The sequence below is a fragment of the Lentzea sp. DG1S-22 genome (assembly GCF_036321065.1).
Lineage (GTDB): Bacteria > Actinomycetota > Actinomycetes > Mycobacteriales > Pseudonocardiaceae > Lentzea > Lentzea jiangxiensis.
The window spans coordinates 3,701,023-3,725,576 of record NZ_CP143276.1; the positions used below are offsets into that span (position 1 = coordinate 3,701,023).

The window sequence follows — 24,554 nt, forward strand, 5'->3', positions numbered from 1 at the left end:
TGGAACGCGCCGTCGTGCGGCGGACAGCACCACCGGCCTCGAGGTGCGACCTGCTGTACCTGACACTCGGAAGCCCGCGGTATCGGCGACGCCGGCGAACGCAACCAACTTCTTCGTCATGAACCCGCTCACCCGCAGCCGCGCCTTGCTCACGACGGTCCTCGTAGGCAGCGTCGCGGCCAACATCGCCACCCAGGCCTTCGGTATGAGCCTCTACATCAGCGCGGCTTTCGGAATGATCGCCATCGCCGACGGCATCGCTCTCCACTCCAGCTACCACCACCCGCAGCCTTGCCGACGAGACGGGAAGAGGCGTGCGGAGCAACAACTTCAGGTCGTGGTCCTGTGCCGTGACGGTTCACTGCCGGACGCCGCGAAGCTTCTCGTCGACTCCTGCCTCACCGAGACGTCGCGGGACCCATCGCCCGCCGGGCGGTCACAGCTTCTTGAGCCGCCGCCGGTTCACCGCCAGCACCTCGTCCGACAGGTCGGGGGCGGCGTCGGCGACCGCCCGGGAGAGGACCAGCGCGCCGACCATCTGGCTGAACATCGCCACCGCGCGCTCGCGGGCCTCGGCCGCACCGAGCTCGGTGCCGGACTGGCGGGCGCGGTCGAGCAGCATGTCCGTGATGGCGGCGAAGTAGCCGTCGAGTCCGCGCCGGTACTCGGCCTGGGCGGCGGCACCGTGGCGGCCGGCGTCGGTGACGAAGGCAGCCGAGGCGCAGCCGATCTCGGGATGGTCGCGGTGCTCGGCGTTGACGTACTCGTCGACCATGTCGTGCAGGGCCGCGCGCGCCGAGCGGGGATGCGCTTCGCGGATGGCGCCGAGCGCCGCGAGCGAGTCGGTGAAGCCCTGGTGGAGGACTTCGAGAGCGAGGTCGTCCTTCGAGGCGAAGTGGTTGTAGAAACCGCCGTGCGTCATGCCGGCCGACTTCATCAGCTCCTCGATGCCGACGCCGTCGATGCCGCGCAGCCGGAATCCCGCGCCGGCGGCGTTGACGATCTTCTCGCGATTGAGCCGCTTCTGCTCTTGCGTGATGCGGGGCACGCCGACCACCTTCCTGGCGAGATCGCTTCCGATGATAGCCATCATCAAACCGGGCGTCCACGGAGGAGTCCGGCTTGACAGTCGATGATGACGCCTACAATCATAATTAATGATGACGGACGTCATCGAAGACTGGAGGGACGGTCATGGACTTCGGAACCATCGGCGCCGGGACGGTCGCGCAGGCGATCGCCCGTCACCTCGTGGCGGCCGGCCACGAGGTGACGCTCAGCAACAGCCGCGGCCCGGACACCCTGCTCGACGTCGTGACCCGGCTGGGGCCGCTCGCGAGCGCGGGGACGACCGAGGAAGCGGCCGCCGCCGACATGGTCTTCCTCGCCGTGAGGTGGCCGCAGGTCGGTGACGCGCTGGCCGGACTGTCCGAGTGGGACGGTCGAATCCTGGTCGACACCACCAACAACCTCGAGTCGATGCGGCCGAACCTCACTGAGCTCCGGGTGGAGACGGCGAGCGAGTTCGTGGCCGACCGTGCGCCGGGCGCACGCGTGATCAAGGCCTTCAACACTCTCCACGCCCAGTACATCGCCGCCGACCCCCGGCATGCGGAAGGGCGGCAGCTGCTGTTCTACGCCGGTGACGACGAGGCCGCCAAGGCGGATTTCCACGCCGTCGCCGACACCATCGGATTCGCGCCGGTCGACGCCGGGACGCTGCGCGACGGCGGCCGCCTGATGCAGATCGGCGGCCCGCTCTCGGCGCTGCACGCCCTGAGGCAGGACTGAAGCCGTGAAAGCGCTCACCTACGAGAAAGCGCACGAGCTCGACGCGTTCGCCATCACCCTGACCGAGGTCACCGAGCCCCGGCTGCGTGACGGTGACCTGCTCGTCGAAGTCCGTGCGATCGGCATCAACCCGGGCGAAGCCGCGATCCGGCGAACGCGCAGCGCCGAGCCCGGCGGACGGCTCGTGCTCGGCTGGGAGTTCGCCGGGGTCGTCGTCACGGCCGGGCCCGCGGCCACCGGGTTCGCGGCCGGGGACCGGGTGATGGGCACCGGCGACTTCACCCGCGACGGCAGCTGGGCCGAGCGCGTCGCGGTCGACCACCGGGTGGTGGCCGAGATCCCGGACCGGCTCTCGTTCACCGACGCCGCCTCGCTGCCCATCGGTGTCCTCACGGCCTGGGAATCGCTGTTCCGCGACCAGGACGTCCTGCCGCCCGGCGTCAGTCGCGTGCTCGTCATCGGCGGAGCAGGTGGCGTCGGGTCGATGGCCACGCAACTGCTCAAGGCCATGACACCGGCCTTCGTGATCAGCACGGCCTCGCGGCCCGAGTCGCGGCGGTGGGCGACGGCGATGGGCGCCGACCTGGTCGTCGACCACCGCGGCGACCTGGCAGGACAGCTGCGCACGGCGGGGATCGACCACGTCGACCTGGTGCTCTCGACCTCGGGCACCAGCGGCCACCTGGCGGCGATCGTCGAGGTGCTGCGCCCCTTCGGCCACCTGGCCCACACCGACCTCGCCGGCCCCCTCGACCTGGGCGCGTTCACGGAGAAGTCGCTGTCGCTGCACAGCGAGATGGTGTTCAGCAAGATCGTGGCCGGCGGCGACGTGGCCAGCCAGGGCCGGATCCTCGCCAGGGCGGCGGACGACGTCGCGGCGGGCCGGCTGCGCCCGATCGTCACCACCGCGCTGGACGGCCTGACCGCCGAGACCATGAAGACGGCGCACGCCCTCGCCGAGAGCGGACGGACCACCGGAAAGACCGTGATCCGGGTGACCGGCTGAAACCGGCAACGCCGGAAATCGCTTCCGTGAAAGGAAACTCTTCGAAATGACGAAGGATCTGCTCGACGGTGAGTACGTCCCCAGCGCCGACGCGACGACCCGTGACCAGGTCGAGCTGTACGAGCGCACCGACGGCCGGGAAGGCGCGACGATGGGGGGCGGCCCGGTGGTCGTGGTGACCATGCGCGGCGCCCGTTCGGGCAAGCTGCGCAAGGTCGCCCTGATGCGCATCGAGCGCGACGGCGTCTACGCCATCGGCGCGGCAGCCGGCGGCCAGGCCCGCAACCCGGGCTGGTTCCACAACCTCGTGGCGCACCCGACGGTGCAGCTGCAGGACGGCCCCGATCGCCGGCTGATGACCGCCAGGGTGGCCGAAGGCGCGGAGCGGGAGAGCTGGCTGGCCTACACCGACGAGCTCTACCCGTTCTTCGCCGACTTCCGCGCCCGTGCCGCCGAAGCGGGCAACCGCGAGGTGCCACTGATCCTGCTGGAGCCCACCGAGAGCTGACCGCACCCACCACGGGCGCCTGGCCTCGCACCCCGGGCGCCCGCCACCGTGCCGACGCCGGACGACCATCCGGTGCATCCGAGCCGAAGGCAGGGCTGCGAGCAACGTCCTGTCCCCAGGCTGTACCGCGTGAGCGGTGAACGAGACGCGACTCAGGCGTTCAGCGCGGCGATCAGGTCGTCACCCGGCAGCTCCACGCCGAGCTGCCCACCGGGGTTGATCACCAGCACCCCACCCGCCAGTACCGCGGCCAGCTCACGCCCCGTCGTCTGCATCGGTGCCACGACCTCCCCTGGCACGTGCCCCGGCGCCGACCACACAGCCACGAGGCGCTGCCCGTCCGCCGTGACCCCCATGCGCAGGTTGCCCTGCCCATCGGTCTCCACGATCAGGTTGGCCTCCAGCACCGCCGTCAGCAGACGGTGCTGCGACGCCCACCCGGCCGCGACGCAACCCAGCACCACGTCCAGGTCCGCGAGGGGCTCGGGGAAACCGCGCCGCCGCGGACCTAAGCGCGCTCCTCGCCGCCTTCCCCGCGTGCGCCGCCACCGTCTACTTCGCAGACAAGATCACCGAGTAGGCGCCCACGACCACGTGCCCACCAGTGCCCCGTCTTCGACGGGGCCACTGGTGGGCGGACAACCTGATCGCACGAGGCTCGAACCGGTTCCAAGCAGGTTGGGCTTCAACGGCTGATCGCTCGCGTGGTCTTGGGCCCGTACCGGACGCGACAATCCTTGTCGCCCTTACCAGTCGATGTTCTGACTGAGGCCTCGAGGCTGAGGGTGCCGACTTCGGACAGGCTTGCGGCGGTGTTGTAGCAGAGCCGGATGACGGCCTTTTCGCGGAGCTGCATGAAGTCCTTGCCCTTGCAGGTGCCGAGGACCTTCTTGGTCGTCACAAATGACGGCGATGAGCTCTTCTGCGACTTGGGCTGCTTCAGCCGCTCCATCGGTACCGCCGACGCTTGCACCACCATGACATCGCCGCCCAGCGACGAGATCCACGAAGCCTTCCTCGGCCTCGCCTGCTCGATCATCTGCCGGCGATGCCTCTTACTCCGGTTCTTTCGCGATCATCGCGGACGCGGCATCTGCCCAGAATTGCTCGGAGATCGGACTCTTCTCCATCATCTCAATTACCGCTCCGCCGGCAGCCGGACCATCAAGATAAACCCAACGCAGCGGATCTTGCGGCCTGTTCGTGCCCGCGAGCGTCGACATGCCGAGCCCTGCGAGTCGGGCGCTCTGCCCGTCGAGATCGGTAACCAAAAACCCTAGGTGGTGCAAGCCCTCGCCGCGTTCAGCCAGAAATTTTCCGTGCGGCGACTGGTCATCCAGCGGCTGCAAGATCTCCAGCAATGTTCCGCCAAGTGACATGAAGCCGACGCGGAGGTTGAGCCGACGCGTACCCCATCGCATAGGCACGTCAGGCGTTTGGAATTCGAGCTTTGTGGTGTCGGCGCGACCAAGCAACGCCGAGTACGTGGACAGGGCGCGGTCGAGATCCATGACAACAAGTCCCACGTGGTGGATGTCACCAAGCCCCAAACTGTGGATCTCATCAGGTTCCGTGCGGTACATCACAGCTTCCATTCCAGGTGCGGTGGGACTCATGACCTTGACGCAGCAGAAATGCCACTTCCTGCGCAACCACCGAGCCGTCACGGCGGCATCACCGCCAACCAGAGATGCGGAAAGCCGTGAGTTGCGGCTGTGTTGCACAAGCTGCCGCTTCTATCCGCAACTCAGCCCGGTGACACAAATGGTCACCCATGAGCTGATTACTTCTTGAAAGCTTCCTCGTCACCTGGAAGCAGGCGAATGTGGTGGCGTTCGAGCGTTTCCTCTATGGCCTCGAACTGCTCTTCAGTCCACCACACGGCGATGTTGTCCTCGGTTGCCTCCTCTCCCACCTCCAGCCAGAACTCCTCCGCGCCACCCGGCGTGAAGAAGACGAGCATTTTCGCCGTCTCGCTGCCGACGTTCATGTAACCGTGCCGCGTACCTCGGGGAATGAAGACGAAGTCGCCGGCGCCGGCGCGGTGCACGGTGTTGCCGTTGATGATGTCCATCTCACCGGAAACCAGGTAGAAAGCCTCGTCCTCGGCGAGGTGCGCGTGCGGGTTGGCACCGATGCCAGGTGGGACGTCGGCCTCGATGAAACCCAGTGACCCGGTCGTGAGCGCGGAACGGAGCTTCACGGTGAACACGTCACCGTTGATCACCACCGTTCGGCCCCCGTCAGCCGGGACGAAGATCGCTCTGTTCGCCGCCCAGGCGGGATCAGCGGGATCGGCGGGAAAATCCTTGAACGTCATCGAATTCCTCCAGGAACAACACAATCAGATTCGTCATCACTTCCGGCTTTTCCTTCCGCACCCGGCGGCCTGTTCCGGACACAACCTGGGCGCCGAGAAAATCGGAGCCGTCTCGGACCGGTCACAGGACCATCCCCAGGGCCCTCGCCGAAAGAGCGGGGACAAGGCTCGCCACATTCGAGAAGGGCTTCGCGCAGCCCTTCCGGCAAAGCGCCGATGGTTCTACGGGACGGGAATCGCCACGATCTTGAAGGTGGCGTCCGGATTGCCGATGTTGGAGAGGTTCTCGCCGAGGTTGGCATCGACCACGTAGAGGCGGCCTCCGAACAGGGCCCCGGTGCTCGCGAAGGCGGCTCCCGGCACCTCGGTGACGCTCAGGACCCTCCCGGCGGTCAGCTGACGGGCGAGCTCGACCTCGACCACTCCGTCATGCGTCACGACGTAGAGCGTCCGTCCGACGAGGACCAAGCCGTCGGCGGACTCCAGGTCACCCTGGAGACCGATCTTCCGCGCCAGGGCCACGTCGCCGGTGGTGGAGGGCACGAGGTACAGGGCAGCACCGCCACCAGCGGCAGCGGTCTGGCCGACGACCAGGTTCTCACCGTCGGGCGTCGCCGTGATCCCGTTGGCGTTGATGGGTCCGCCGGGCACCCACCCCCCACCCAGCACGATCTTCTCGGGCACACCTATCCTGCCGTTGGTCCCGATCGGCACCCGCACGAGAGCGGCCGGGTCTGCGCTGTCGGTGAACCAGGCCGCGTCGCGGGTCACCTCGACGTCGTTGATGAACGAAGCCTCGGGGACAGGGACGTCGGCAAGCTTCGCGCCAGACCTCGTGTCGTACAGGCGGAAGCTGCTGATGACGCCGGGAAGCGGGCCTCCGTGACCGCCGCCCGCCACCCAGAGCCGGCCGAATCGGTCGACGTCCATTCCGACCGAGATCTTGCCGGAGCCGGGCGACGGGGCGAACTGCGTGGTCACACCGGTTCGCAGGTCCACGCGCCGGATCGCACCGGTGGCCAGCGAACCGGTGTAGGCGGTCTTCCCCTCAACGGCGATGCCTTCGGGCGAGAACCCGTTCGGCAGGTTCACCACCGCGGGGAACCGCTTGGCCGGCACCGGCGCGGCGGCGGCCGGCGCGGCCAACAGGCCGGCCGTCACCAGCAGGGTCAGAAGGGTGCCCATGAGCTTGCGCACGCGCATCGAAGTCCTTTCCTCACGAGTTGTCAGGCACACCGCGCAGCACAGCCCGGCGCGGCGTTCGTCGTCCGATGGGCTGAGCTCAGGCACTTGCCTGCTTGCGACGATCGGACAGCGTCGGCAGATGCCCGGTCGTGCCGCCGTCGACGTAGATCAGCTGACCGGTGATGAACTTCGACTCGTCCGACGCCAGGAAGACGACCGTGTTGGCGACATCGGCTTGCTCCCCGATGCTGCTGAGCATCTGGGAGTCCAGCAGGAGTTGCAGTGGCGCCACGGCCTCGAGCTGGTGCGCCCCGGCGGCTGCCTGTCTCACCGCAGGTGTCGGGATCAGCCCGGGCGCCAGCGCGTTGCTCCGGATACCGAGGTGCCCGAACGAGGTGGCCACCGACTTCGTCAGGTAGTTCACCGCCGCTTTGCTCGTGCCGTAGGCGACGAGGGCCAGGTCTCCGCCCGCGGCCTGGACCGACGAGGTGTTGATGATCGAGCCACCCCCGGTCTCGGCCATCGCGGGAACGGCGTACTTGCTGCCGAGGAACACGCTGACCGCGTTCACCTCGATGGTGCGCATCAGGAAGTCACGGCTGACCTCGACCACGTCGGTGTCCTGGTTGATCCACTCGCCGCTCACCAGCCCGGCGTTGTTCCACAGGACGTGGAGTCCCCCGTAGGTCTCCTTGGCGCGAGCGACGACTCCGGCCATGTCGCTCTCGGAAGAGACGTCACCGACGTGCGCGGTGACGTCGAACCCTTCCTCCGCGAGCTCCTCCGCCCGGTCGTGGACAGCCGGAGACAGGTCCATCATCACGACTCGAGCGCCCTCGGCCGCCATCGCTCGCACTCCGGCGTACCCCAGGCCGCCTGCCGCGCCGGTGACGATCGCGGTCTTGCCCGTCAAGCGATCCATCGAAGACCACTCCTGTTTAGTTGAAATTTCAGCATGGGGTCACTGTAGCACCCGGTGCTGAAATTTCAACTACCTGCGCGAGGTCGCTCCGGCGAGCAGAGCGCGACCGGACCGGCAGGTCAACCGCCAGCTCCCGCCACCACAGCGGGTGCGTCACGCCACCGGCGGCCTCGGCGGTCCGGCGGTGCCGAACTGCTCCGCAGCGACGATCTGCGGCGCGGGCCAGGTGATGCCGCCGGGTGACCGCTACCGCACCAGATAGCGGGCCGCGGAAAGCAGCCCTTGATGTGCACTGCTCGTCGCCGCGACAATGCCCGCGATAGCGCCCTGGACAGCCAAGTAGACGAGAGCGGAGTTGTCCCACGCTGCCGCCCACACCTGTGCGCCCGTGATTCAGACATCCACTACGGACACCAGGGGCCGATCCCCGGCAACGTGCTTCTTCACGTCGTCCCCCCGGATGGCGGTGTCGGATCCGCGTATCCGACTACTGGCCGGATATGGAGCGGGACCTGCTGACGGGCGCCCTCGTCGATGTCATGCGGAGCCGGCAGCGTCGATTCATGCCCGGAACGGAAGACATCCCCAGGGAAGTTGAAAGTTCAGCTTCTGCGGCACCTGGCAAAGCGTGCTGAAATTTCAACGATATAGAGGTAACCGTTGCCAGGGACCAGGTGTTGAACGAGCAGGAGCTGCGAACATGGCGGAGCTTCCTGCTCACCTCCCTGTTGCTGCAGGCTCGACTGGAGCGGGAGCCGAAGCGCGAGACCGATCTCTCGTTCGCCCACTACGACGTGCTGTCCCGGCTGTCGGAGGCGCCAGGACGACCGATGCGGATGGCGGACCTGGCCGCCGACTCGGTCTTCGGCCGCGGCAGGTTGTGCCACACGATCGATCGGCTCGCACGCAACGGATGGGTGCGCAGAGGGCGGTGTCCGACCGACCGAAGGGGTCATCCGGCAGAGCTCACGGACGAGGGCATGGCCGTCGTCCGGCGGGCCGCACCGGCTCACGTCGAGCAGGTGCGGCCGTTGGTCTTCGACCGCCTCACCCTCGACCAGCGCAGGACCCTGCGCGAGATCAGCGAGAAACTGGTCACGAGCGCGGCCGATCCCGCGAAACCCGTCTCGACGAGCCGCCCTGCCGACCGCTGAGGCGCGGCGGCACTGCTTGCGGAGGCCGCCGGGGGATACCGCCCCGGTCAGCGCCTCACCCGCGACACCGGCCGGAGCCCGGGAATCACTTGCCCGGCCACCCCATCCTGGTCAGCGCCGCGTCATCGGCCATGCCCGTCGCCAGCAGTCCGCTGATCTCGCGCAGTGACTGCTGCTGCTCGTCGCTGAGGCGGTCGAAGACGAGCTCGCGAACCTGCTCGACGTGGTGCCGCGCGGCACGCCTCACCTCCTTGACCCCCTCCGCGGTGAGGACGGCGCACTGTCCCCTGCCGTCGACACCCGCGTCCTCCCGACGAACCCAGCCGTCCCGCGCCAGGCGGTCGATCGTGTGGCTCAGCCTGCTGCGATCGAACACGCACGCCGCGGCGAGATCCGCCATTCGCATCGATCGGCCTGGCGCCTCCGACAGCCTCGACAACACGTCGTAGTAGGCGAAGGAGAGCCCAGAGCGCTGCTTCAGGTCGCGCTCGACCCGGTCCATCATGAGCTTGGTGGCAATGAGGAAGCTGCGCCAGGTCGCCTGCTCCTCGTCGTCCAGCCATCGGGTCTTGGGCATCGTTGTCCTCCGCGACTGCGTCCTCGGCATCCGGAGCAACTCTACCGCTTGCGCTGAAGTTTCAATTATCCCGCGCAGGCGAGCACCGTGGAAACATTGAGCGGAACCACCGCACCGACGTCATCGGGAAGAAGCCAGCGGACCGGACACGACCAAGGCTTGCAGCGGGTGATCGTGGACGGACCGTTGGGCAGAGTCCTGATCGTCCGGCCATCGGAGAACGAGGAGGTGGAACGAGAGATCTCCGGCATCGCCGCGGTGGTGACCAGCCCGGCCCTCGGCCGGGATGTCAGGCAGAAGAAGCTATCCCCGCGGCTGCTCCAGGAAGCCACCCGCGCGGAGCCTTCGCGCACGAACCGGATCCTGAACGCGGTGCGCGACCTGAGCGAAGATGAACAGGAAGTCCTGTTCGACCTGCTGGAACGCATCAAGCTTGCCTCGGTCGCCCAGGCCGCTCAGACGATCGCGGACCGCTCCGACTTCCCGGACGGTCTGCTGCATGCCGACGAGACCAAGACCGTGTTCCGTGAGGTCGATCAGCTCCACCCAATGCTGGTGGACGAGCCGTGGATCTTCGGCGACGAGTGGAGCCTGGCGCTCTCGAAGACGGGGTTGACCCGCGTCGTGCGCACGCGGATCACCGAACGCGACGACGTGGAGTTCGCGTCGAACCCGGTGGTGCTGCCGTCCGCAAACGGGAGCGCGTGGACATGGTGTTCTCCCGCCACCTACCCGAGAGCGAACGTACCCGGCACTTGCTCGTCGAACTCAAGCGCCCGATGCGGCTCACCATGACCGAGTTCGGCCAGACCAACGACTACGCGTCCGCCATCACGGCCCATCCGGAGGTCCTCGGCACGCCGCAACACCGGGACTTCTGGCTGGTCCGCGGGAGCGAATGGCGCTGTGCCGTGTTCCGAGGCCTGCCGGCAGACCGACGCGCCAGACGATTTTCGCGTGTCCTCAGCGTACGGCAGCCGTGTTCCGTGCGGCTCGCTCCTGACCGTTCTTCGCAAGCAGACATCGACGGCGAGGGACGGCGCGCCGATTACACCCCCAGAGCCAGCGGGCTGATCCCATCAGGACGACAAGATTTGAGCCTGCGACCCCTTGACCCCAGGGTGGATCGGATCACGAATCGACCTGCGGAAACCTCGAACCGCCAGTTCGCAACGGTGCAGTTGGATGCGCTGGAGCGCAGCTCAATCCTGTTGCCACACCTTGACTTCTCTCAGATTATTCCCATCCTCCTCCCACGACGGTTCCATGCCGACCGCTGGGGCGTCGAACGCCTGCGCGTGATTCAAGTGACCAGAGTTGTCACCGGCACCAGGAGTGCTGCGGCCACGACATCTCTCTCCTCCTCCGGTGGACATGGCTTGATCGACGAGCACAGCAACGCGAGGCCGGCCCTTGCCGCACCCGCGCCGGCGACACGGGGCACGACCGTGGACCGGCCCGGCCTGTCCGCAGCACTTTGCGTGTCGCGTCCGCGTGTACGTTCGCCTGCCGCAGGGCATCCGGTCCGGTGTCAACCTCGTGAAGGCGGTTCGGGTGGATCCATGGCGTGACAGGCTTCGTGTGGCGGTGGTCGTTCATCCGGGCGCGGTGGTGGACCACTCCGGGTTGCGGGACCTGATATCTCGTACCGCCCGGGACCGCGGCTGGTGCGAGCCGCAGTGGTTCGAGACCACCTGTGACGATGCCGGGACAGGGGTGACGGCACTCGCCCTGCGCAACCACCCGCGGCTGGTTTTGGCGTGCGGCGGAGACGGCACGGTGAACGCGGTGGCCGCCGGGCTGGCGCACACCGGGGTGGCGATGGGAATCGTGCCGATCGGCACGGGGAACCTCGTGGCCCGGAACCTGGGAATCGGCAGTGGGGTGGAGGACGCCGTCACGTCGGCTTTCGACGGGGCGGACCGCCGCGTCGACATGGGCCTGCTGGACGGACGCCCTTTCGTCGGCATGGGTGGGATCGGTCTGGACGCGGAGATGGTCCGCGACACCTCGCCCAGGATGAAGCGCCTCCTGGGGTGGCCCGCATATGTACCAGCGGTTCTCAAGGGTCTGAGGTCGGGCGCCAGCCGGGTGACCCTCCGGTTGGACGACGGCCGCTGGCTGACCCGCCGCGTTCTCGGGGCGGTCGTCGGCAACATAGGCGCCTTGCAGGGCGGGGTTTCCCTCCTGCCGGAGGCAGATCCCGCCGATGGGCTCCTGGACCTGGCATTGCTGCATGACGTGCGCACCAGGGGTTGGCTGGTCACGGCGGGGCGCCTGATCGGTTCCCGCCGGGTGGACGGGCCGGCGGTGGAGCGGTTCCGGTTCCGGCGCTTGGAGTTGCGCAGCAGCCGCACCAAGCCGTTCGAGGTCGACGGAGAAGTCTGCGGGACAACCAGGTCGCTGAAGGTCGAGGTGAACCCCGGAGCGCTCGTCGTCAAGGTGCCGGCATGAACTCGGCGACCCCGTCCCGAAAGCTGTCGTCGGTCGCTGGCTGTGATCCGCATCCCGGACGACCGCGGGAGTGCCGGTGCTGCGCGAGCGTGACGGCCTTGTGCGTGCCGAGAAGTACGTCCGCGCAAGTCAGTGAGGATCGGAGTGTGCCGGTCACCGTCCGGCGTGATCACGGGTGTGCTGGTCCGCTTCGCCTACCTCGCCGTGTCTCAAGCCTTCGCCGCGCTACGGCCTGTGCGCATGCCCGATCGAGACCGGCAAACGCAGATGCCTGCGGACTTGCACGGACGTACTTCCCGGCACGTACAGTCCACCGGCATCGACTGGAACCAACCTGTAGGACGGGCCGCGGAGCAAGATCGTCACGCGAACCCGCACCGCGCTAACCGGACCCGTGCGGCCGCTGGCTGCTCGACGACACCGCTCAGCCTGCCAGACCACTCGCGCGGTCCTGACCGCGTCCAGGGAAGCCTCGGACCCGGCAGCCCAGTACCACCCAAGCTTCGCTTGATATTCCTGCGAAGTCCTCGAAGCGACGTGCGGACGTCTGGGCCGGTTCGGTCACGGCTTCGGTGATCGTGATCACCGCGTGGTGAAGCCGCGTCCCCTGCGAGCGGTCACCGGGACACGCGTTCGGCTCGCGCTGTTCAGCGGGTTTTCGCCATCGCGGCGGGGTCGAGCTCGCCGTTGATGAGCGCCTTGGCGATCACCGGCACCGGACTGCCGTGCTGGCGGGCGTAGGCGGCGATCAGGTTCCGCGCGTCGTCACGCCGACATCGAGGGTGCCCGCGACCAGGCCGGCGGCGTGCGCGAGGTGCATGCCGTCGTTCAGCGTCGTCAGCGAGCGCTCGGTCGGCCGGTGGACGCGTGTGGGGCCGGTGTCCTGGGGCAGGCCCAGGACGGCCGGAACTGCGGGGATCTCGGCCAGGCGGGCTGCCACGGATCCAGCGCGGTGGGCTCCCGGTAGAGCGGGTTCAGCCCACCGACGACCTGTCCGTCAGGTCTCCCACCAGCACCGAGCCACCGATGCGTTGCTTACACCGTGTCTGCCCAGTGCGCACGGAACCGATGATCCCGGAGGAGGCATCCGCTGAGGAACGCATCGGCGAGGACACCGGTGAACTCGGAATCGCCTGGCGTTCCGCGGTCTATTGTGGACAGTCTTGTTCGTTGCGAGCAGGCCACCTGGGTCAGCGGTCGGTCAGGAGCCGATGCCGGTCAGACGACCGGCCTGCGGGATCCACGGCGCCCGGCCGTCGATACCGGTGGCGAATGCGAAGGCGGTTTCCTGCCGCTCACAAGGTCAGTTCGCCGCTCTTGAGCCAGCGCGCCAGCACGACGGAGGCGTCGTCCTGCAGAACGCCGTTCTGGTGTGCCAGCACGGCTTTGACCAACCGCCGGGCCGTCTCCGGTGGAGGGTGCCCGGCGGCGGCTTCCCGTTCGAGGAAGTCTGTCAGCCTGGTGTCGCCGAACTGCTCTCCGCTGGTGTCGCGTGCTTCGGTGATGCCGTCGGTGTGCAGGACGAGCCAGTCGCCGGGTTGCAGGGTTTCCTCGGCGATGGCGAGCTCACCGGTTCCCAGGCCGAAGGGCAGCCGTCGTCCGCCGGTGAGGCGTTTGACGACCTTGCCGGATCGCAGCAGCAGCGGTGGTGGGTGACCGGCGTTGAGGTAGCGCAGCCGACCGCTCTCGAGGTCGAGTTCGGCCAGGACACCGGTGGCGAACGCGCCGTCGGGGATCTGGCCGCTGACGGTCTCGTCGATGGTGCGGGCCTGTTCGAACAGGCCGTGGCCCGCGCGGCGGTTGCTGCGGCAGGCGGCCAGTGCCGCCGCGGCCACGAACCCGCTGCGCAGGGTGTGCCCGACGGCGTCGAAGATGGCCAGCGACGCCGTCGTGGGCGACAGCGCGTAGTCGAAGGCGTCGCCGCCGACCTCGTAACAGGGTTCCACCAGCCCGGCGACGGCGAAGCTCCCGGTGGCCGCGGTCAGCGGGGGCAGCAACTGCCAGATCAGGTCCGCCGCCGGGCTGCGCTGCCGCCTCAGGCGCACCGCGTCCAAGCCGTCGCCGTAGTGGGTGCTGATGGTCACCAGGTGACCGATGAGCGCGGACAGCCACCGGCACCGCAGGTGCAGCTCGGGATCGTGCAGGTCTGTTCCCTCTGGCGGGGTCACTTCCAGGACGCCGAGGCGTTCCACCCCGTCGAGCAGCGGCACCCACAACCGCTGGTGCCCTGGCAGCGTCTGCACCGTGCAGAAGGCTCGTCCCGGCAGGCTCGCGTCCACCCCGAGGGGAACGCGGCCGGGGTCGTCCGGGTCGGGCAGCGGGTGCAGCATGTGCTGTTCGTAGTCGACGAGGTAGATCGAGATCCGCAGGCCCAGCGCCCTGCCCGCGCGCTCCGCGGCCGCGGGGAGGTGCTCCGGTGGTGCCTGGTGCATGCCGTCGAGCAGGTCCACCAGGCTCGCCAGCGGTCCGGTCCGCGGGCGGTTGCCCGGCGACGGGAACGTGTAGGGCACGCGGTGCGGCCAGGTCGGCTCGTCGAGGTGCTCGTTGATCGCGTGCGCCAGCATGTCCCCCTGCAGCGCGGGCAACGGCATCAGGCCGTGCAGGTACGCCTCGACCTCGACCAGTCCAGCCGCTCCGCCGAGGGCGAAGTACCGCATCCACAACTGCTCCAGCGTCAGGCCGGTCCTGCCGAAGGCGAGCGCCAGCGCGCGGCGCTGCTCGTCCCGCTGCGAGGCTTGCTGATCAGAAGACATGGCCGTCAGCGGTTCCGGCGGGTGGTAGAGCGCACGAACGCACCGGCCAGGTCACGCAGGCTCTTGCGCTCTTCATGGGCGTTGCGCGCCAGCAAGGTGAAGGCGGTTCCCTCGTCGACGTGCTCACGCGCCATGACGATCCCCTTGGCCATGTTGATGACGTCGCGGCCGCGCATCGCGTCGGTGAGCGAGTCGCTGAGCTTCCTGGCGTCGTCGTAGGACCGCACATTGGCCAGCAGGATCGCGGACTGCGCGGCGAACATGGTGAGCAGGTACTCGTCCCGTTCCCCGAAGAGGCTCGGTTCGCGGCCGTAGACCTTGATCGCTCCCAGCGCGTCGCCCCCGGCGACCAGTGGCGCGCTCAACGCCGACCGCATCTCCGCCCCTCCGACAGCCACCGACCAGCGCGGCCACCGGCCGTCAACAGGAATGTCGTCGACCTTCACCACGTGACGCTCTTCCCAAGCGGTCAGGCACGGACCCTCCTCCAGGTCGTACTGCAGCCCGTCGAGGTGTTCGACCACCGGGTCGGTGGCCGCCGCGGTCGTCCGGCGACCGTGCTCGTCGAGCAGCGTCACGCCGGCCCCGGCCGCGGCGGGAAGCGCTTCTCCCGCCAGCGACGTGACGAAGTTCAACGCCGTGCCGACCGTCTCCCTCGACAGCAGCAGACCCGACATCCGCGCGGACACAGCCGCCAGCTCGTCGGCCAGCGGCAGCTCGTGGTTCATTCGCGTCACACCTTCGGCACCGATTCATCGCCTCTCCGGTGGCAGGCGTCCACCGATGCATCCGGCTTCCCCTCCATTGCGCCCCCAAACCGAAAGCGCGGGTCACTGTCCGCAAGGGAATGCCGGTCTGCGCCAGGGTCATGTGGTCTGTGGTCTTCCCGTGCCGAACAGCGACACCCGCCCCGGACAGCGTTTGTGATGGACGGGGTACACCGGACGTCGCACGATGATCCGGTTCAGCCAGGAGCCGGTGGGAACGGTCCCGCCGTGCACCTCGTCTCGGAGTCCTCGTCACTCGGCGAGGAGACGACCGTGACGACTTCCAACCAGGTCGGCCCGCCGCTGCCGATCGTGCTGGACGAGGTGACCACAGCGCTGGCGCATCTCTCGGAAGCACTCCGCCGCGAGGACGACCTGCGGAAGCTGATGCACCAGGTCTGCGAACAGGTCGTGCGCGCGGTACCGGGCCTGGACGAGGCGACCGTGACACTGCTCGACAACGGTCGGCCGTTCACCGCCGCGAGCACGAGCGACCTCGTCACCCAGCTCGACGGCGTCCGGTACGACACAGGCGCCGGCCCGTGCTTGGCCGCCGCCGCGACAGGCCGGTTGGCGCGCGCGACGGTCGAGGAAGCGCAGGAACGGTGGCCCGCGTTCGGCGCCGAGTCCCGTTCGGCCGGGATGGTGAGCTTCCTGTCGGCGCCGCTGGTCGTGGACAGCAAGCACTCCGGCGCGATCAACGGCTACTCCAGGCAGGGACACGGCTTCCTGGAGCTCGATGCTCCCCTGCTGGCGCTCTGCACCACCGCCGTGGAAACGGCCCTGCGCAGCCACAGCATGTACCTGCGGGCGTACCAGCTCGCCGGGCAGCTGCGCACCGCGTTGACGACGCGCGCGGTCATCGACCAGGCCAAAGGCGGTTCTCATGGCCGCACACACGATCACCGCCGACGAGGCCTTCCGGCTGCTGGTCCAGCAGTCGCAGCGCGAGAACGTCAAGCTCCACACACCCGCCGAGCGGTTCATCGCCGATATCACCGGCCGCACCACGCCGCCGGAACCCCGTTCAAGGGAAGGCGAGTGATGAGCACGCGGACCGCGTTCGCGTCCGGTCACAGCGGCAGCAGCCTCTACGAGTCGTAGCCCCGGGACTTGCACGAGCGTTGGCCGGGCACGGGCATGAAGCCGTGGTCCACACCCCGCGAGGAAGTGGTGGTCGAGCAGCGAGCCGCCCCGCCGATCGAGCGGGATTGAACGGTCTGACGAGGGTATCCGGGACGCAACGTCGAGCAACCGGCGATTCGAGACCGACTTGTCCGCGGATGCCTTGTGCGGCGCGGACTCCGACCCCACGGACCTCGCCATGCCTTTGACACCTCGCCCTGACCGCGGTGCGGTCGTCCTCTACCTCAACCCGGACGTCCTGCACCCCGTTGCCGTCTTGAGCGGGTGGTCCTCGGGCCTCATGTGGTCGATCCGGAGACCTCGCACCTGTGGGTGCCGGTGTTGCTGCGCGACAACACCGTGTCCGTGCTTGACACCGTGAACATCATGCAGGTCGAGCCACCGGGACATCCGACCGATCACGCGCGGAAACCGTCTGGATGACCAAGTCTTGTCCAAGCGACGCCGTTGCTGCCAGACCGACCGCTTGGTGGTCGTTCCCGACCTCGGCCTTGTGGAAGCCGAGGCGTTTATCCGCTTCGAGTGAGGCAATCCACCGGCATGTCCGATGAGCTTCCGTTCGAGACACCGCGAGGCCGCCTGTCGCCTGAAGATCTCGCCGCCATCACCGAAGCCGTCGCAGCCCGGCCTGAGCTGTGGGAGGACGAGCTGAACCAGACCACGGCGGAACGCACCTACGCCGACGTGTTCACCAACGAGCACCTCGGTGTGTGGGCGATCTCGTGGATGGCCGACGAGCACGACACCGGTTTCCACGACCACGACCGGTCCAGCGGCGGTGTGCACGTCGTGCGCGGCCGCATCCGGCACGAGCACCTGCGCATGGGCGAACGACCGTCCGGCACAGCGGTCGAGGCGGGACAGTCGTTCTGCTTCGACGGCACGTTCATCCATCGCATGCGCCGCGACTCCGGTGCGGGCCCGACCATCACCATCCACGCGTACTCGCCACCGCTGACACGGACCGGCCAGTACGGCGAGTGCGACGACGGTCTGCTGCACCGCACCCCGACGGACGCCGAAGAGCAGCTCAAGCCGCACGGCTACCAAGGCACTCCCACCGATCGGCAGCAGTTCGCGCGGTCCTCGCAGGGGTGACAGCACGACGCCGGCACGGCCGGCCTGCGGGCCGAACTCAGGACCACACTGGTGATCACCGCCAGCGCGGATGATCATTTCCCGCGCCGGCGTCCTGCTGGAAAGGCCTTTCCGCCTTGTACAGCAGCAATCCGAGTTCGTCCGAACCCGTTGGTTGGACCGGCGGAAGGAGGGAAGACCACCACTGACCACCGGTCGATCCGGCACTCGTCGCGAGCACCCCGGCCGGTCAAGACCGAGGAGGACCGAGCCCCATGGCCATCGCCGGATCAGCTGATCACCACAAGGGAAGGCGATCACGGCCGTGGTTGCGCATGTTCCTGGTCGGACTCGCACTGTGGGTGGCCACCGTGGTGATCACCTTCGGCACGCGCAACACCAACCTGATCCCCACCATCGTGCTGCTCGGCAGCTTCCTGGTGCCGGCCACCTTCGTCTCGTGGGCCTTCCAGCACCGGCACTCCGGCGAGGTCACCGGCGAGCTGGTCTTCCGCACCTTCGCCGTCGGCGGCGTACTCGGCGTCCTGGGCGCCTCACTGCTGGAGAGCTACCTGCTGCACCCTTCGCCGTGGCTGTTCGCCGGTGTCGGCCTGATCGAGGAGGCGGTGAAGCTCGGCGCGCTCGCGCTGCTGACCCGGCACCTGCACGAGAAGTCGTCGCGCGACGGGCTGGTGCTGGGCGCGAGCGTCGGGTTCGGGTTCGCCGCCTTCGAGTCGGCCGGGTACGCGATGACCGCGCTGTTCACCCAGAACGGCCTGTCACTGCTGGACCTGGTGACGACCGAACTGCTGCGCGGCCTGCTGGCCCCGTTCGGCCACGGCCTGTGGACCGCGATCCTCGGCGCCGTGCTGTTCTCCCGCAGCACCCGCGACCACTTCCTGCTCACCGGCCGCCTGCTCGCCGCCTACCTCGGGGTGTCGCTGCTGCACGCGCTGTGGGACTCGATGAACACCATCGCCGTCCTCATCACCCTGGTGCTGACCGACCAGCCGTGGCAACAACGAGCACTGGCAGAGGGCTACCTCCCGCAGCCCACTCCCACGCAGGTGCAGCTCTTCACCGTGTTCACCTGGACCGGGCTGGCGTTGATCTCACTGGCCGGGCTGCTCTGGCTGGCGGTGCTCGTGCGCCGTTCCCGCCGGCAGGTCGTGCCCGTGGCCGTGCGCGGCTATCCGCTGGCCACCGACGCCCGCTGGTGGCCCGCCGGCCGGAGGCCACGAGGATGAGGAGGCGAGCAGTCCCCGTGCGCCCGCGGCGTGCAACGTGGTGAGCGCGGAGGTGTACGCCGCGGTGAACCGGGAGTCGTCGGCCAGGTCGCCGAACAGGTCACGTCGGCGCAGGAAGGCCAGCGGGTCCTCCGGCCACCGCCTCGCGGCCGCGGTCAGCGACGAGCTGAGGCGGTCCACCACGTCGACAGGAGCACCCTGTTCGTCGACGCCCTCGGCATAGCGCGCCCAGGCCGCCACTACTGCGGCGGCGTGCTCGACCTCTCCGCCGCGGGCGAGGTTCTCCCGCGCGACCGGCAGGAGGAACACCGGGATCCGGTCGGACGTGTCGGCGCACAACCTGTCGAGGGTGTCGCTCACCTCCGCGTTCGAGAACCGCTCCAGCAGCTGGTCCACGTAGCGCCCGACATCGATGCCGGGCACCGGCCGCAGCGTGGGAATCGCCTCGAGGGTCATGTACCGCCGCAGGAACGACGCGAACAGCGGGTCGCGGCAAACCTGGTGGACGAACCGGTATCCCGCCAGGCGGCCGAGGTAGCACAGCGCCTGGTGGCTCGCGTTGAGCAGCCGCAGCTTCATCAGCTCGTAGGGCTCGACGTCGGCGACCAGTTGCACCCCCACCTCCTCGAGCGGCGGCCTGCCCGCCGTGAAGGAGTCCTCGACGACCCACTGGGTGAACGGCTCGCACACGACGGGCCAGCGGTCCTCGACGCCGTGGCACCGGGCGAGCTCTTCGCGGTCCTCGGGTGAGGTGACCGGCGTGATCCGGTCGACCATCGAGTTGGGGAAGCTGACCTCCCGCCGCACCCACTCGCCGAGGCCTGGATCGCGCAGCGCGGCGAAGGCGGCGAACGAGCGCCGCGCCACGTCTCCGTTGCCGAGCAGGTTGTCGCACGACAGGACCGTGAACGGCGGCACACCGCACTCGCGGCGGCGGGCCAGTGCCTCGACGACGAAGCCGAACACGGTGGTCGGCACGGCGCCCGGTTGGAGATCGGCCCGCACCGAGGCGTTCGCGTCGTCGAAGCGGCCGGTGGCGCTGTCGAGGTTGTACCCGCCTTCGGTGATGGTCAGCGAGACGATGCGGGTCGCCGGGTCCGCGAGCTTCGCCACGACCGCCTCAGGATCGTCCGGGGCGAACAGGTACTGCACGATCGACCCGATGATCCGAGGTTCGCGGGTGCCGTCGGCGTGCTTGACCACGACGGTGTACAGGTGGTCCTGCGCTTCCAGCGCCTCCTGCATCGACCGGTCACCCGGCAACAGGCCGACGCCGCAGATCCCCCACTCCAGGGCCTGCCCGCGACGCATCAGCTCGTCGAGGTACACGGCCTGGTGGGCGCGGTGGAACCCGCCGACGCCGAAGTGCACGATCCCCGTGCGGACTCGGCCGCGGTCGTAGGTGGGCGACGGCACGCGTGTGACGTGCTCGTCGAGCGTGCGGGTGCCGAGGAGAGACATGAGCGGTCCATTCAGCGGCGGGTGGCCGCCGGTCAGGAGGTGAGGCGTTCCAGCAGCAGCGGCATGAACAGGTCGTTGTCGACGTGGCCCGCGATCATCACGGGGCTGACGGCCGGCAGTTCCAGGTCGCCGCGCAGCATCTCGTCGTTCCACGACACCATGCGCCCACGGGTGAGCCTGCCACGCAACTCGACGTCGACGTAGGCGGTGCGGGTGGTGATGACCCTCGGGTCCAGCAGCGCCGCGAGCGCGAGCGGGTCGTGCAGGGCGCACCCGTCCTCCCCGAAGCGCTCCGCCAGCCACGTGATCCACGGGCGGGCCATCCGTCCGAGGTAGGACGCGAGCGGCGTGCCCGCGGCGTCGAGCACGTCGACGTCACCGAGTCGCATGAAGGTCCGGAGGGTGACGTCCAGCGGCACGATGAGCAGCGGCGCGGCGCTGTTCATCACGATGTGAGTCGCCTCGGGGTCGTAGGCGGCGTTCAGCTCGTGCAGCACGTTGCGCACGTCGAACGCGCCTGCCATCACGACGAGTTGCTTGATCTTCTGCGACCACTCCGGGTCGATGGTCATGGCGGTGGCGATGTTGGTCAGCGGGCCGATCGCCAGCACCGTGATCTCCCCCGGCCGCTCGTTCACCCGGTCCACCAGCACGCGGGCCGCGGAGGTGGGGTCGGCGGCGAAGGTGGCGGCGGACGTGCGCACGTCGTGCCAGTGGCGTTGCGCCGACTCCTCGTCGCGGCGGCCGTCCAGCCGCCTGCGCCAGGCGGCGGGGTCCTGCATCAGCGGCCGCGCTGCACCCCGGTGCACGGGCACGTGCGGCGCGTCCGCGGCCTCCAGGATCTCCAGAGCGGACCGCACACCTTGGTCGACGGACACGTTGCCCGCCACGACCGTGATCGCTTCCAGTTCGATCTCCGGCGACCGGAGCGCCAGGCCGATGGCCAAGCAGTCGTCGACATCGGCACCGGGAACCCCGTTGCCGGGGTCGGTGTCCAGGATCATCCTCATCGAAACGCAACCTGATCTTCTCGGAGCGGGGTGGCGGGCGGCGCGAAGCGCACAAGCCTCTGCCATAGAACGCACCGAGGTGACCCATCGACAAGAGATGTGACCACGATCACGTTTGAATGCGGACAAATGTGGTCGAAGTCGCGTCGGGTGTCAGCCGTTGATGCCGGACGTCGTCAACGACTGGGTGAAGTAGCGCTGGAAGAAGAGCACGATGAGCAGCGGAACCACCGCGGTCAGTACCGCTCCGGCGAAGATGGCGCCGAAGTCCACCCCGTGCTCACCCGAAAGCTGGGCAATCGCGACCGGCGCCACCTTCATGGCCGGGTCCGGTGCGATGAGCAACGGCCACAGGTAGGCCTGCCACTGGAACACGAACAGGATGAGGCCGGCGCCGACCATGGCCGGTTTCGACAGCGGCAGGTGGACGCGGCGGAAGATGCCCCACCAGTTGAGCCCGTCGACCCGCGCCGCGTCGACGAGGTCCTTGGGCACGGCCAGGAAGAAGCCCCTCAGCAGGTAGACGGCGAACCCGTTGCCCACCCCCGGTAGGACCAGCCCCAGGTAGGTGTTCTGCAGTCCCGCGTCCTGGAAGGAGGACCACAGCGGGATGGCGATGGCGTCGAAGGGGATCAGGAACGACACGACCATGACCGCGAAGATCGCTGTTCGACCCGGGAAGTCGAGCACGGCGAGCGCGAAGGCGGCCGTCGAGCAGACCGCCAGCCCCAGCACCAGCGTGGCGACGGTGACCACGACGGAGTTGAGCATCGCCCTGCCGAAGTCGCCCTGCAGCAGCCTGAGGAAGTTGTCGACGGTGGCACCGCGCGGGACGAGCGTCCAGACCGACACCGGTGAGAGCGCTCGGAAGGTCTCCTCCTGCGAGCGCAGCGCGCTCGCCACCGTCCACCACAGCGGCACGACGAAGAGGAACGCGGTGAACGCGCCGAGCAGCACCAACCACGCTCGGAAACCACCACGCCCCGCGGTCGCGGTTGACGACGCCATTTCAGTCCTCCCCCTTGGCGAGCAACCGGAACTGGACGATCACGATGATCAGTGAGATGAGCACGAGCACGACCGTCGCCGCGGCCGCGCCACCGACGTCGGCCTGGAGGTAGGCGCGCTCGAAGATGTCGTTCATGATCACATCGGTGCTGCCTTCCGGCCCGCCCTCGGTCAGGATCTGCACCGGGGCGAACAGCAGCAGGTTGGAGACCGTCGCGGCGACGAGCACGAAACCGATCTGCCGGTGCAGTTGCGGGAGGGTCACGTACCGGAAGCGCTTCCAGCGGCCGGCGCCGTCCAGCGCCGCGGCGTCGTAGAGCGCCGGGTCGATCTGCTTGAGGCCGGCGACCAGGAACATCATCCAGTAGCCGACCCCGATCCACGACACGACCAGCATGATCGACGGCAGCGCCTGCACCGGTGAGGTCGTGTACCGCTGCGCACCGATGCCGAACAGGGCCAGCGTGCCGTTCAACGGTCCGTCCGGCCTGAACGCCACCGCCCAGATGACGGCCGAGACGCTCTGCGGGATGGCCACCGGGAGGAACACCAGCGTCCGCATCAGTCCCACGCCGCGGATGCGTTCGTTGAACAGCGTCGCCAGCGCCAGCGCCACCAGGATCTGCAGCGGGTTGACGACGGCGTTGAACAGGACGGTGACCCAGAGCGAGTTGAGGAAGCCGGGATCGGTGAACAACGTGCGGAACTGGTCGAGCCACACCCAGGTCGCCGGCTCCGCGCCCAGCGGCGTGCTGTGCAGGCTGTCCCACAGCGCCCTGCCGGTCGGCGCGAGCCTCAGCAGCACGGCGGTGACGATCGCGGGCGCGAGGAACACCAGGGCAGTCGGAAGGTCGCCGAACCGGCGCCTCCCACGCCGTGTGGCCGCCATGCTCACCTGTTCCGGTACTTGGCGAGGACCCGGTCGAGCTCCTGCGCGGCCTCGTCGAGGCGCCTCGCCGGTTCACTGCCGTTGCGGATGTCGGCGAAGACCTTGTTCATCACGGTCTCGAAGTCGACGTAGCCGGTGGTGACGGGCCGGGACACGGCGTTGGTGGCCAGTTCGTGCTCCACGACGGCCGCCAGATCGACGGACCGCCCGCCCTTGTCGCGCAGCTGCTTCAGGTACTGCTGGTAGGCCTCGCGCTGCACCGGGATGTTCCTGGACTGCGCCTGCAACGCGCCCGTCGGGTCGGTGGTCATGTACGCGATGAACTTCTTGGCCGCCGCCTGGTTCTTCGAGAACGGGCTGACGCCGGTCGCCCACGAGCCCGTCGAGGAGGCAGGCTTGCCGCCCGCGAAGACGGGGAAGGGCGCGATGCCGTAGTCGAGGTCGGCGACCTTGTCGAAGATGTCCGCGTTCCACGGGCCACCGGCGAAGAAGGCGGTGTCGCCCGCGGTGAACAGGCCGGGTGTCTGCTCCACGGCGACCCCTCGCGGGGCGACGCCGTCGCGGAAGATCGAGGCGTACCAGCCGGCGGCCTTCGTCCAGCCCTCGTTGGTGATGGCGGGGGTGAGCAGGCCAGGTCCGGAGAGGCCGGGCCCGGCGCCGAGCGACTCCGGCAGTGGTTGGAGCTGGTAGTAGCGATCGACCTGGTCGAACACGAGACCCCACTCCGCGCCCGCGGACTGGGCCTTCTTGCCCGCCGCGGTGAGGTCCTCCCACGTCGCCGGAGCGGCGGGATCGGAGCTGGGCGCGGCGACTCCGGCCTTGGCGAGCACGGCCTTGTTGTAGAAGAGCAGCTGAGTGGAGGTCCACCTCGGCATCGCGTACTGCTTGCCGTCGTAGCTGGTCGCGTCGAGCACCTCGGGATCGATGGCGTCTCCGGCTTGTCGACGCAGGTCGGAGAGGTCGAGCAGGAACCCGCGGGCGGCAAACGACGCCAGGCGCGGTTCGTCGACGTCGAACAGGTCGATGCTGGCGTCCTTGGAGCCCAGCCGGGACTGCACGGCCGAGTTGAGGTCGTCGAAGGGCAGCACCTGCTGCTCGACCTTGATGCCGGGGTTGGCCTGCTGGAAACCGGCGATCACCTCGTCGAACGTGCCGGGGTCCTGTGCGTTGACGAAGGTGAGGGTGGCCTGGTCCGCGTTGCCCGCACCGCCCGCCGGGTCACCGCCGCACGCGGCGAGCAGGACCACCGCTGTGGCGACCGCAGCGGTCACCGATAAGT

At 68.6% G+C, this 24,554-nt stretch carries 25 protein-coding genes and 1 pseudogene; 10 read left to right on the forward strand and 16 right to left on the reverse strand.

Annotated elements, in window-relative coordinates:
- Positions 1 to 436: 436 nt before the first annotated feature.
- A complete protein-coding gene (locus V1227_RS16355; protein WP_329793425.1) occupies positions 437 to 1,048 on the reverse strand; it encodes a TetR/AcrR family transcriptional regulator in 612 nt (203 codons plus the stop codon).
- Between the two features lie 146 nt (positions 1,049 to 1,194).
- Here V1227_RS16355 and V1227_RS16360 point away from each other — a divergent pair, with 146 nt between their 5' ends.
- The 3 genes from V1227_RS16360 to V1227_RS16370 are packed head-to-tail and all read left to right on the forward strand — an operon-like array spanning position 1,195 to position 3,305.
- Positions 1,195 to 1,791, forward strand: a complete 597-nt coding sequence (locus V1227_RS16360; protein WP_329793426.1) for an NADPH-dependent F420 reductase — start codon at positions 1,195 to 1,197, stop codon at positions 1,789 to 1,791.
- A 4-nt stretch (positions 1,792 to 1,795) separates the two neighbouring features.
- Positions 1,796 to 2,797 carry a zinc-binding alcohol dehydrogenase family protein gene (locus V1227_RS16365; protein WP_329793427.1) on the forward strand — a complete coding sequence of 334 codons (1,002 nt, stop codon included), beginning with the start codon at positions 1,796 to 1,798 and terminating at the stop codon, positions 2,795 to 2,797.
- Between the two features lie 46 nt (positions 2,798 to 2,843).
- The gene (locus V1227_RS16370; RefSeq protein WP_329793429.1) at positions 2,844 to 3,305 is read left to right on the forward strand and encodes a nitroreductase/quinone reductase family protein; all 462 of its coding nucleotides are present in this window, start codon (positions 2,844 to 2,846) and stop codon (positions 3,303 to 3,305) included.
- A 152-nt stretch (positions 3,306 to 3,457) separates the two neighbouring features.
- Here the strand turns inward: V1227_RS16370 and V1227_RS16375 are convergent, their stop codons facing one another.
- The 6 genes from V1227_RS16375 to V1227_RS16400 form a co-directional block, all read right to left on the reverse strand.
- The gene (locus V1227_RS16375; protein ID WP_329793431.1) at positions 3,458 to 3,769 is read right to left on the reverse strand and encodes an SseB family protein; all 312 of its coding nucleotides are present in this window, start codon (positions 3,767 to 3,769) and stop codon (positions 3,458 to 3,460) included.
- Positions 3,770 to 3,990: 221 nt separating this feature from the next.
- Entirely contained in the window at positions 3,991 to 4,344 is a 354-nt protein-coding gene (locus tag V1227_RS16380; protein ID WP_329793432.1) for a hypothetical protein, read from the reverse strand.
- 16 nt (positions 4,345 to 4,360) lie between these two features.
- Positions 4,361 to 4,888 (reverse strand): VOC family protein, encoded by a 528-nt coding sequence (locus tag V1227_RS16385; RefSeq protein WP_329793434.1) that lies wholly within the window; start codon positions 4,886 to 4,888, stop codon positions 4,361 to 4,363.
- 200 nt (positions 4,889 to 5,088) lie between these two features.
- Positions 5,089 to 5,517 (reverse strand): cupin domain-containing protein, encoded by a 429-nt coding sequence (locus V1227_RS16390; RefSeq protein WP_329793436.1) that lies wholly within the window; start codon positions 5,515 to 5,517, stop codon positions 5,089 to 5,091.
- 330 nt (positions 5,518 to 5,847) lie between these two features.
- A complete protein-coding gene (locus V1227_RS16395; RefSeq protein ID WP_329793437.1) occupies positions 5,848 to 6,828 on the reverse strand; it encodes a superoxide dismutase in 981 nt (326 codons plus the stop codon).
- A 79-nt stretch (positions 6,829 to 6,907) separates the two neighbouring features.
- Positions 6,908 to 7,732, reverse strand: a complete 825-nt coding sequence (locus tag V1227_RS16400) for an SDR family NAD(P)-dependent oxidoreductase (protein WP_329793438.1) — start codon at positions 7,730 to 7,732, stop codon at positions 6,908 to 6,910.
- Between the two features lie 677 nt (positions 7,733 to 8,409).
- Here V1227_RS16400 and V1227_RS16405 point away from each other — a divergent pair.
- Complete coding sequence (locus tag V1227_RS16405; protein WP_329793439.1) at positions 8,410 to 8,886, forward strand: MarR family winged helix-turn-helix transcriptional regulator; 477 nt, start codon at positions 8,410 to 8,412, stop codon at positions 8,884 to 8,886.
- 85 nt (positions 8,887 to 8,971) lie between these two features.
- Here the strand turns inward: V1227_RS16405 and V1227_RS16410 are convergent, their stop codons facing one another.
- The gene (locus tag V1227_RS16410; RefSeq protein WP_329793440.1) at positions 8,972 to 9,463 is read right to left on the reverse strand and encodes a MarR family winged helix-turn-helix transcriptional regulator; all 492 of its coding nucleotides are present in this window, start codon (positions 9,461 to 9,463) and stop codon (positions 8,972 to 8,974) included.
- Positions 9,464 to 9,691: 228 nt separating this feature from the next.
- On the opposite strand from V1227_RS16410, the gene V1227_RS16415 reads away from it, so the two are divergent.
- From V1227_RS16415 to V1227_RS16425, 3 genes are read left to right on the forward strand one after another with little or no spacing between them, the layout of a single operon-like run.
- Positions 9,692 to 10,258: a hypothetical protein gene (locus V1227_RS16415; protein ID WP_329793441.1), complete on the forward strand. Its 567-nt coding sequence runs from the start codon at positions 9,692 to 9,694 to the stop codon at positions 10,256 to 10,258.
- Positions 10,219 to 11,034, forward strand: a complete 816-nt coding sequence (locus tag V1227_RS16420) for a hypothetical protein (RefSeq protein WP_329793442.1) — start codon at positions 10,219 to 10,221, stop codon at positions 11,032 to 11,034. The genes V1227_RS16415 and V1227_RS16420 overlap by 40 nt, the downstream gene beginning before the upstream one ends.
- Before the next feature lie 40 nt (positions 11,035 to 11,074).
- Positions 11,075 to 11,917 (forward strand): diacylglycerol/lipid kinase family protein, encoded by an 843-nt coding sequence (locus tag V1227_RS16425; RefSeq protein ID WP_329794045.1) that lies wholly within the window; start codon positions 11,075 to 11,077, stop codon positions 11,915 to 11,917.
- 748 nt (positions 11,918 to 12,665) lie between these two features.
- Here V1227_RS16425 and V1227_RS16430 read toward each other — a convergent pair.
- The 3 genes from V1227_RS16430 to V1227_RS16440 all read right to left on the reverse strand — a co-directional run bounded on the left by V1227_RS16430 (position 12,666) and on the right by V1227_RS16440 (position 15,398).
- On the reverse strand, positions 12,666 to 12,857 hold the full coding sequence (locus V1227_RS16430; RefSeq protein WP_329793443.1) for a hypothetical protein: 192 nt from the start codon (positions 12,855 to 12,857) through the stop codon (positions 12,666 to 12,668).
- A gap of 355 nt (positions 12,858 to 13,212) precedes the next feature.
- Complete coding sequence (locus V1227_RS16435; protein ID WP_329793444.1) at positions 13,213 to 14,670, reverse strand: PP2C family protein-serine/threonine phosphatase; 1,458 nt, start codon at positions 14,668 to 14,670, stop codon at positions 13,213 to 13,215.
- Between the two features lie 5 nt (positions 14,671 to 14,675).
- Positions 14,676 to 15,398 carry a GAF and ANTAR domain-containing protein gene (locus V1227_RS16440; RefSeq protein ID WP_329793446.1) on the reverse strand — a complete coding sequence of 241 codons (723 nt, stop codon included), beginning with the start codon at positions 15,396 to 15,398 and terminating at the stop codon, positions 14,676 to 14,678.
- Between the two features lie 312 nt (positions 15,399 to 15,710).
- Between V1227_RS16440 and V1227_RS40655 the strand changes: the two genes are divergently transcribed.
- The 3 genes from V1227_RS40655 to V1227_RS16460 all read left to right on the forward strand — a co-directional run bounded on the left by V1227_RS40655 (position 15,711) and on the right by V1227_RS16460 (position 18,907).
- A complete protein-coding gene (locus V1227_RS40655; protein WP_442916499.1) occupies positions 15,711 to 16,541 on the forward strand; it encodes a GAF domain-containing protein in 831 nt (276 codons plus the stop codon).
- Positions 16,542 to 17,123: 582 nt separating this feature from the next.
- Positions 17,124 to 17,681 (forward strand): hypothetical protein, encoded by a 558-nt coding sequence (locus tag V1227_RS16455; RefSeq protein ID WP_329793447.1) that lies wholly within the window; start codon positions 17,124 to 17,126, stop codon positions 17,679 to 17,681.
- Positions 17,682 to 17,995: 314 nt separating this feature from the next.
- The gene (locus V1227_RS16460; RefSeq protein WP_329793449.1) at positions 17,996 to 18,907 is read left to right on the forward strand and encodes a PrsW family intramembrane metalloprotease; all 912 of its coding nucleotides are present in this window, start codon (positions 17,996 to 17,998) and stop codon (positions 18,905 to 18,907) included.
- Between the two features lie 45 nt (positions 18,908 to 18,952).
- Here V1227_RS16460 and V1227_RS16465 read toward each other — a convergent pair.
- From V1227_RS16465 to V1227_RS16485, 5 genes and pseudogenes are all read right to left on the reverse strand, one after another.
- Positions 18,953 to 20,368, reverse strand: a pseudogene (locus V1227_RS16465) (mannitol dehydrogenase family protein); the annotation flags it as partial.
- Positions 20,369 to 20,400: 32 nt separating this feature from the next.
- Positions 20,401 to 21,378, reverse strand: a complete 978-nt coding sequence (locus V1227_RS16470) for a nucleoside hydrolase (protein ID WP_329793450.1) — start codon at positions 21,376 to 21,378, stop codon at positions 20,401 to 20,403.
- A gap of 153 nt (positions 21,379 to 21,531) precedes the next feature.
- The gene (locus tag V1227_RS16475; RefSeq protein ID WP_329793451.1) at positions 21,532 to 22,386 is read right to left on the reverse strand and encodes a carbohydrate ABC transporter permease; all 855 of its coding nucleotides are present in this window, start codon (positions 22,384 to 22,386) and stop codon (positions 21,532 to 21,534) included.
- Position 22,387: 1 nt separating this feature from the next.
- Positions 22,388 to 23,221: a carbohydrate ABC transporter permease gene (locus V1227_RS16480; protein ID WP_329793452.1), complete on the reverse strand. Its 834-nt coding sequence runs from the start codon at positions 23,219 to 23,221 to the stop codon at positions 22,388 to 22,390.
- 56 nt (positions 23,222 to 23,277) lie between these two features.
- Positions 23,278 to 24,546, reverse strand: a complete 1,269-nt coding sequence (locus tag V1227_RS16485) for a sugar ABC transporter substrate-binding protein (protein WP_329793453.1) — start codon at positions 24,544 to 24,546, stop codon at positions 23,278 to 23,280.
- Positions 24,547 to 24,554: the final 8 nt, after the last annotated feature.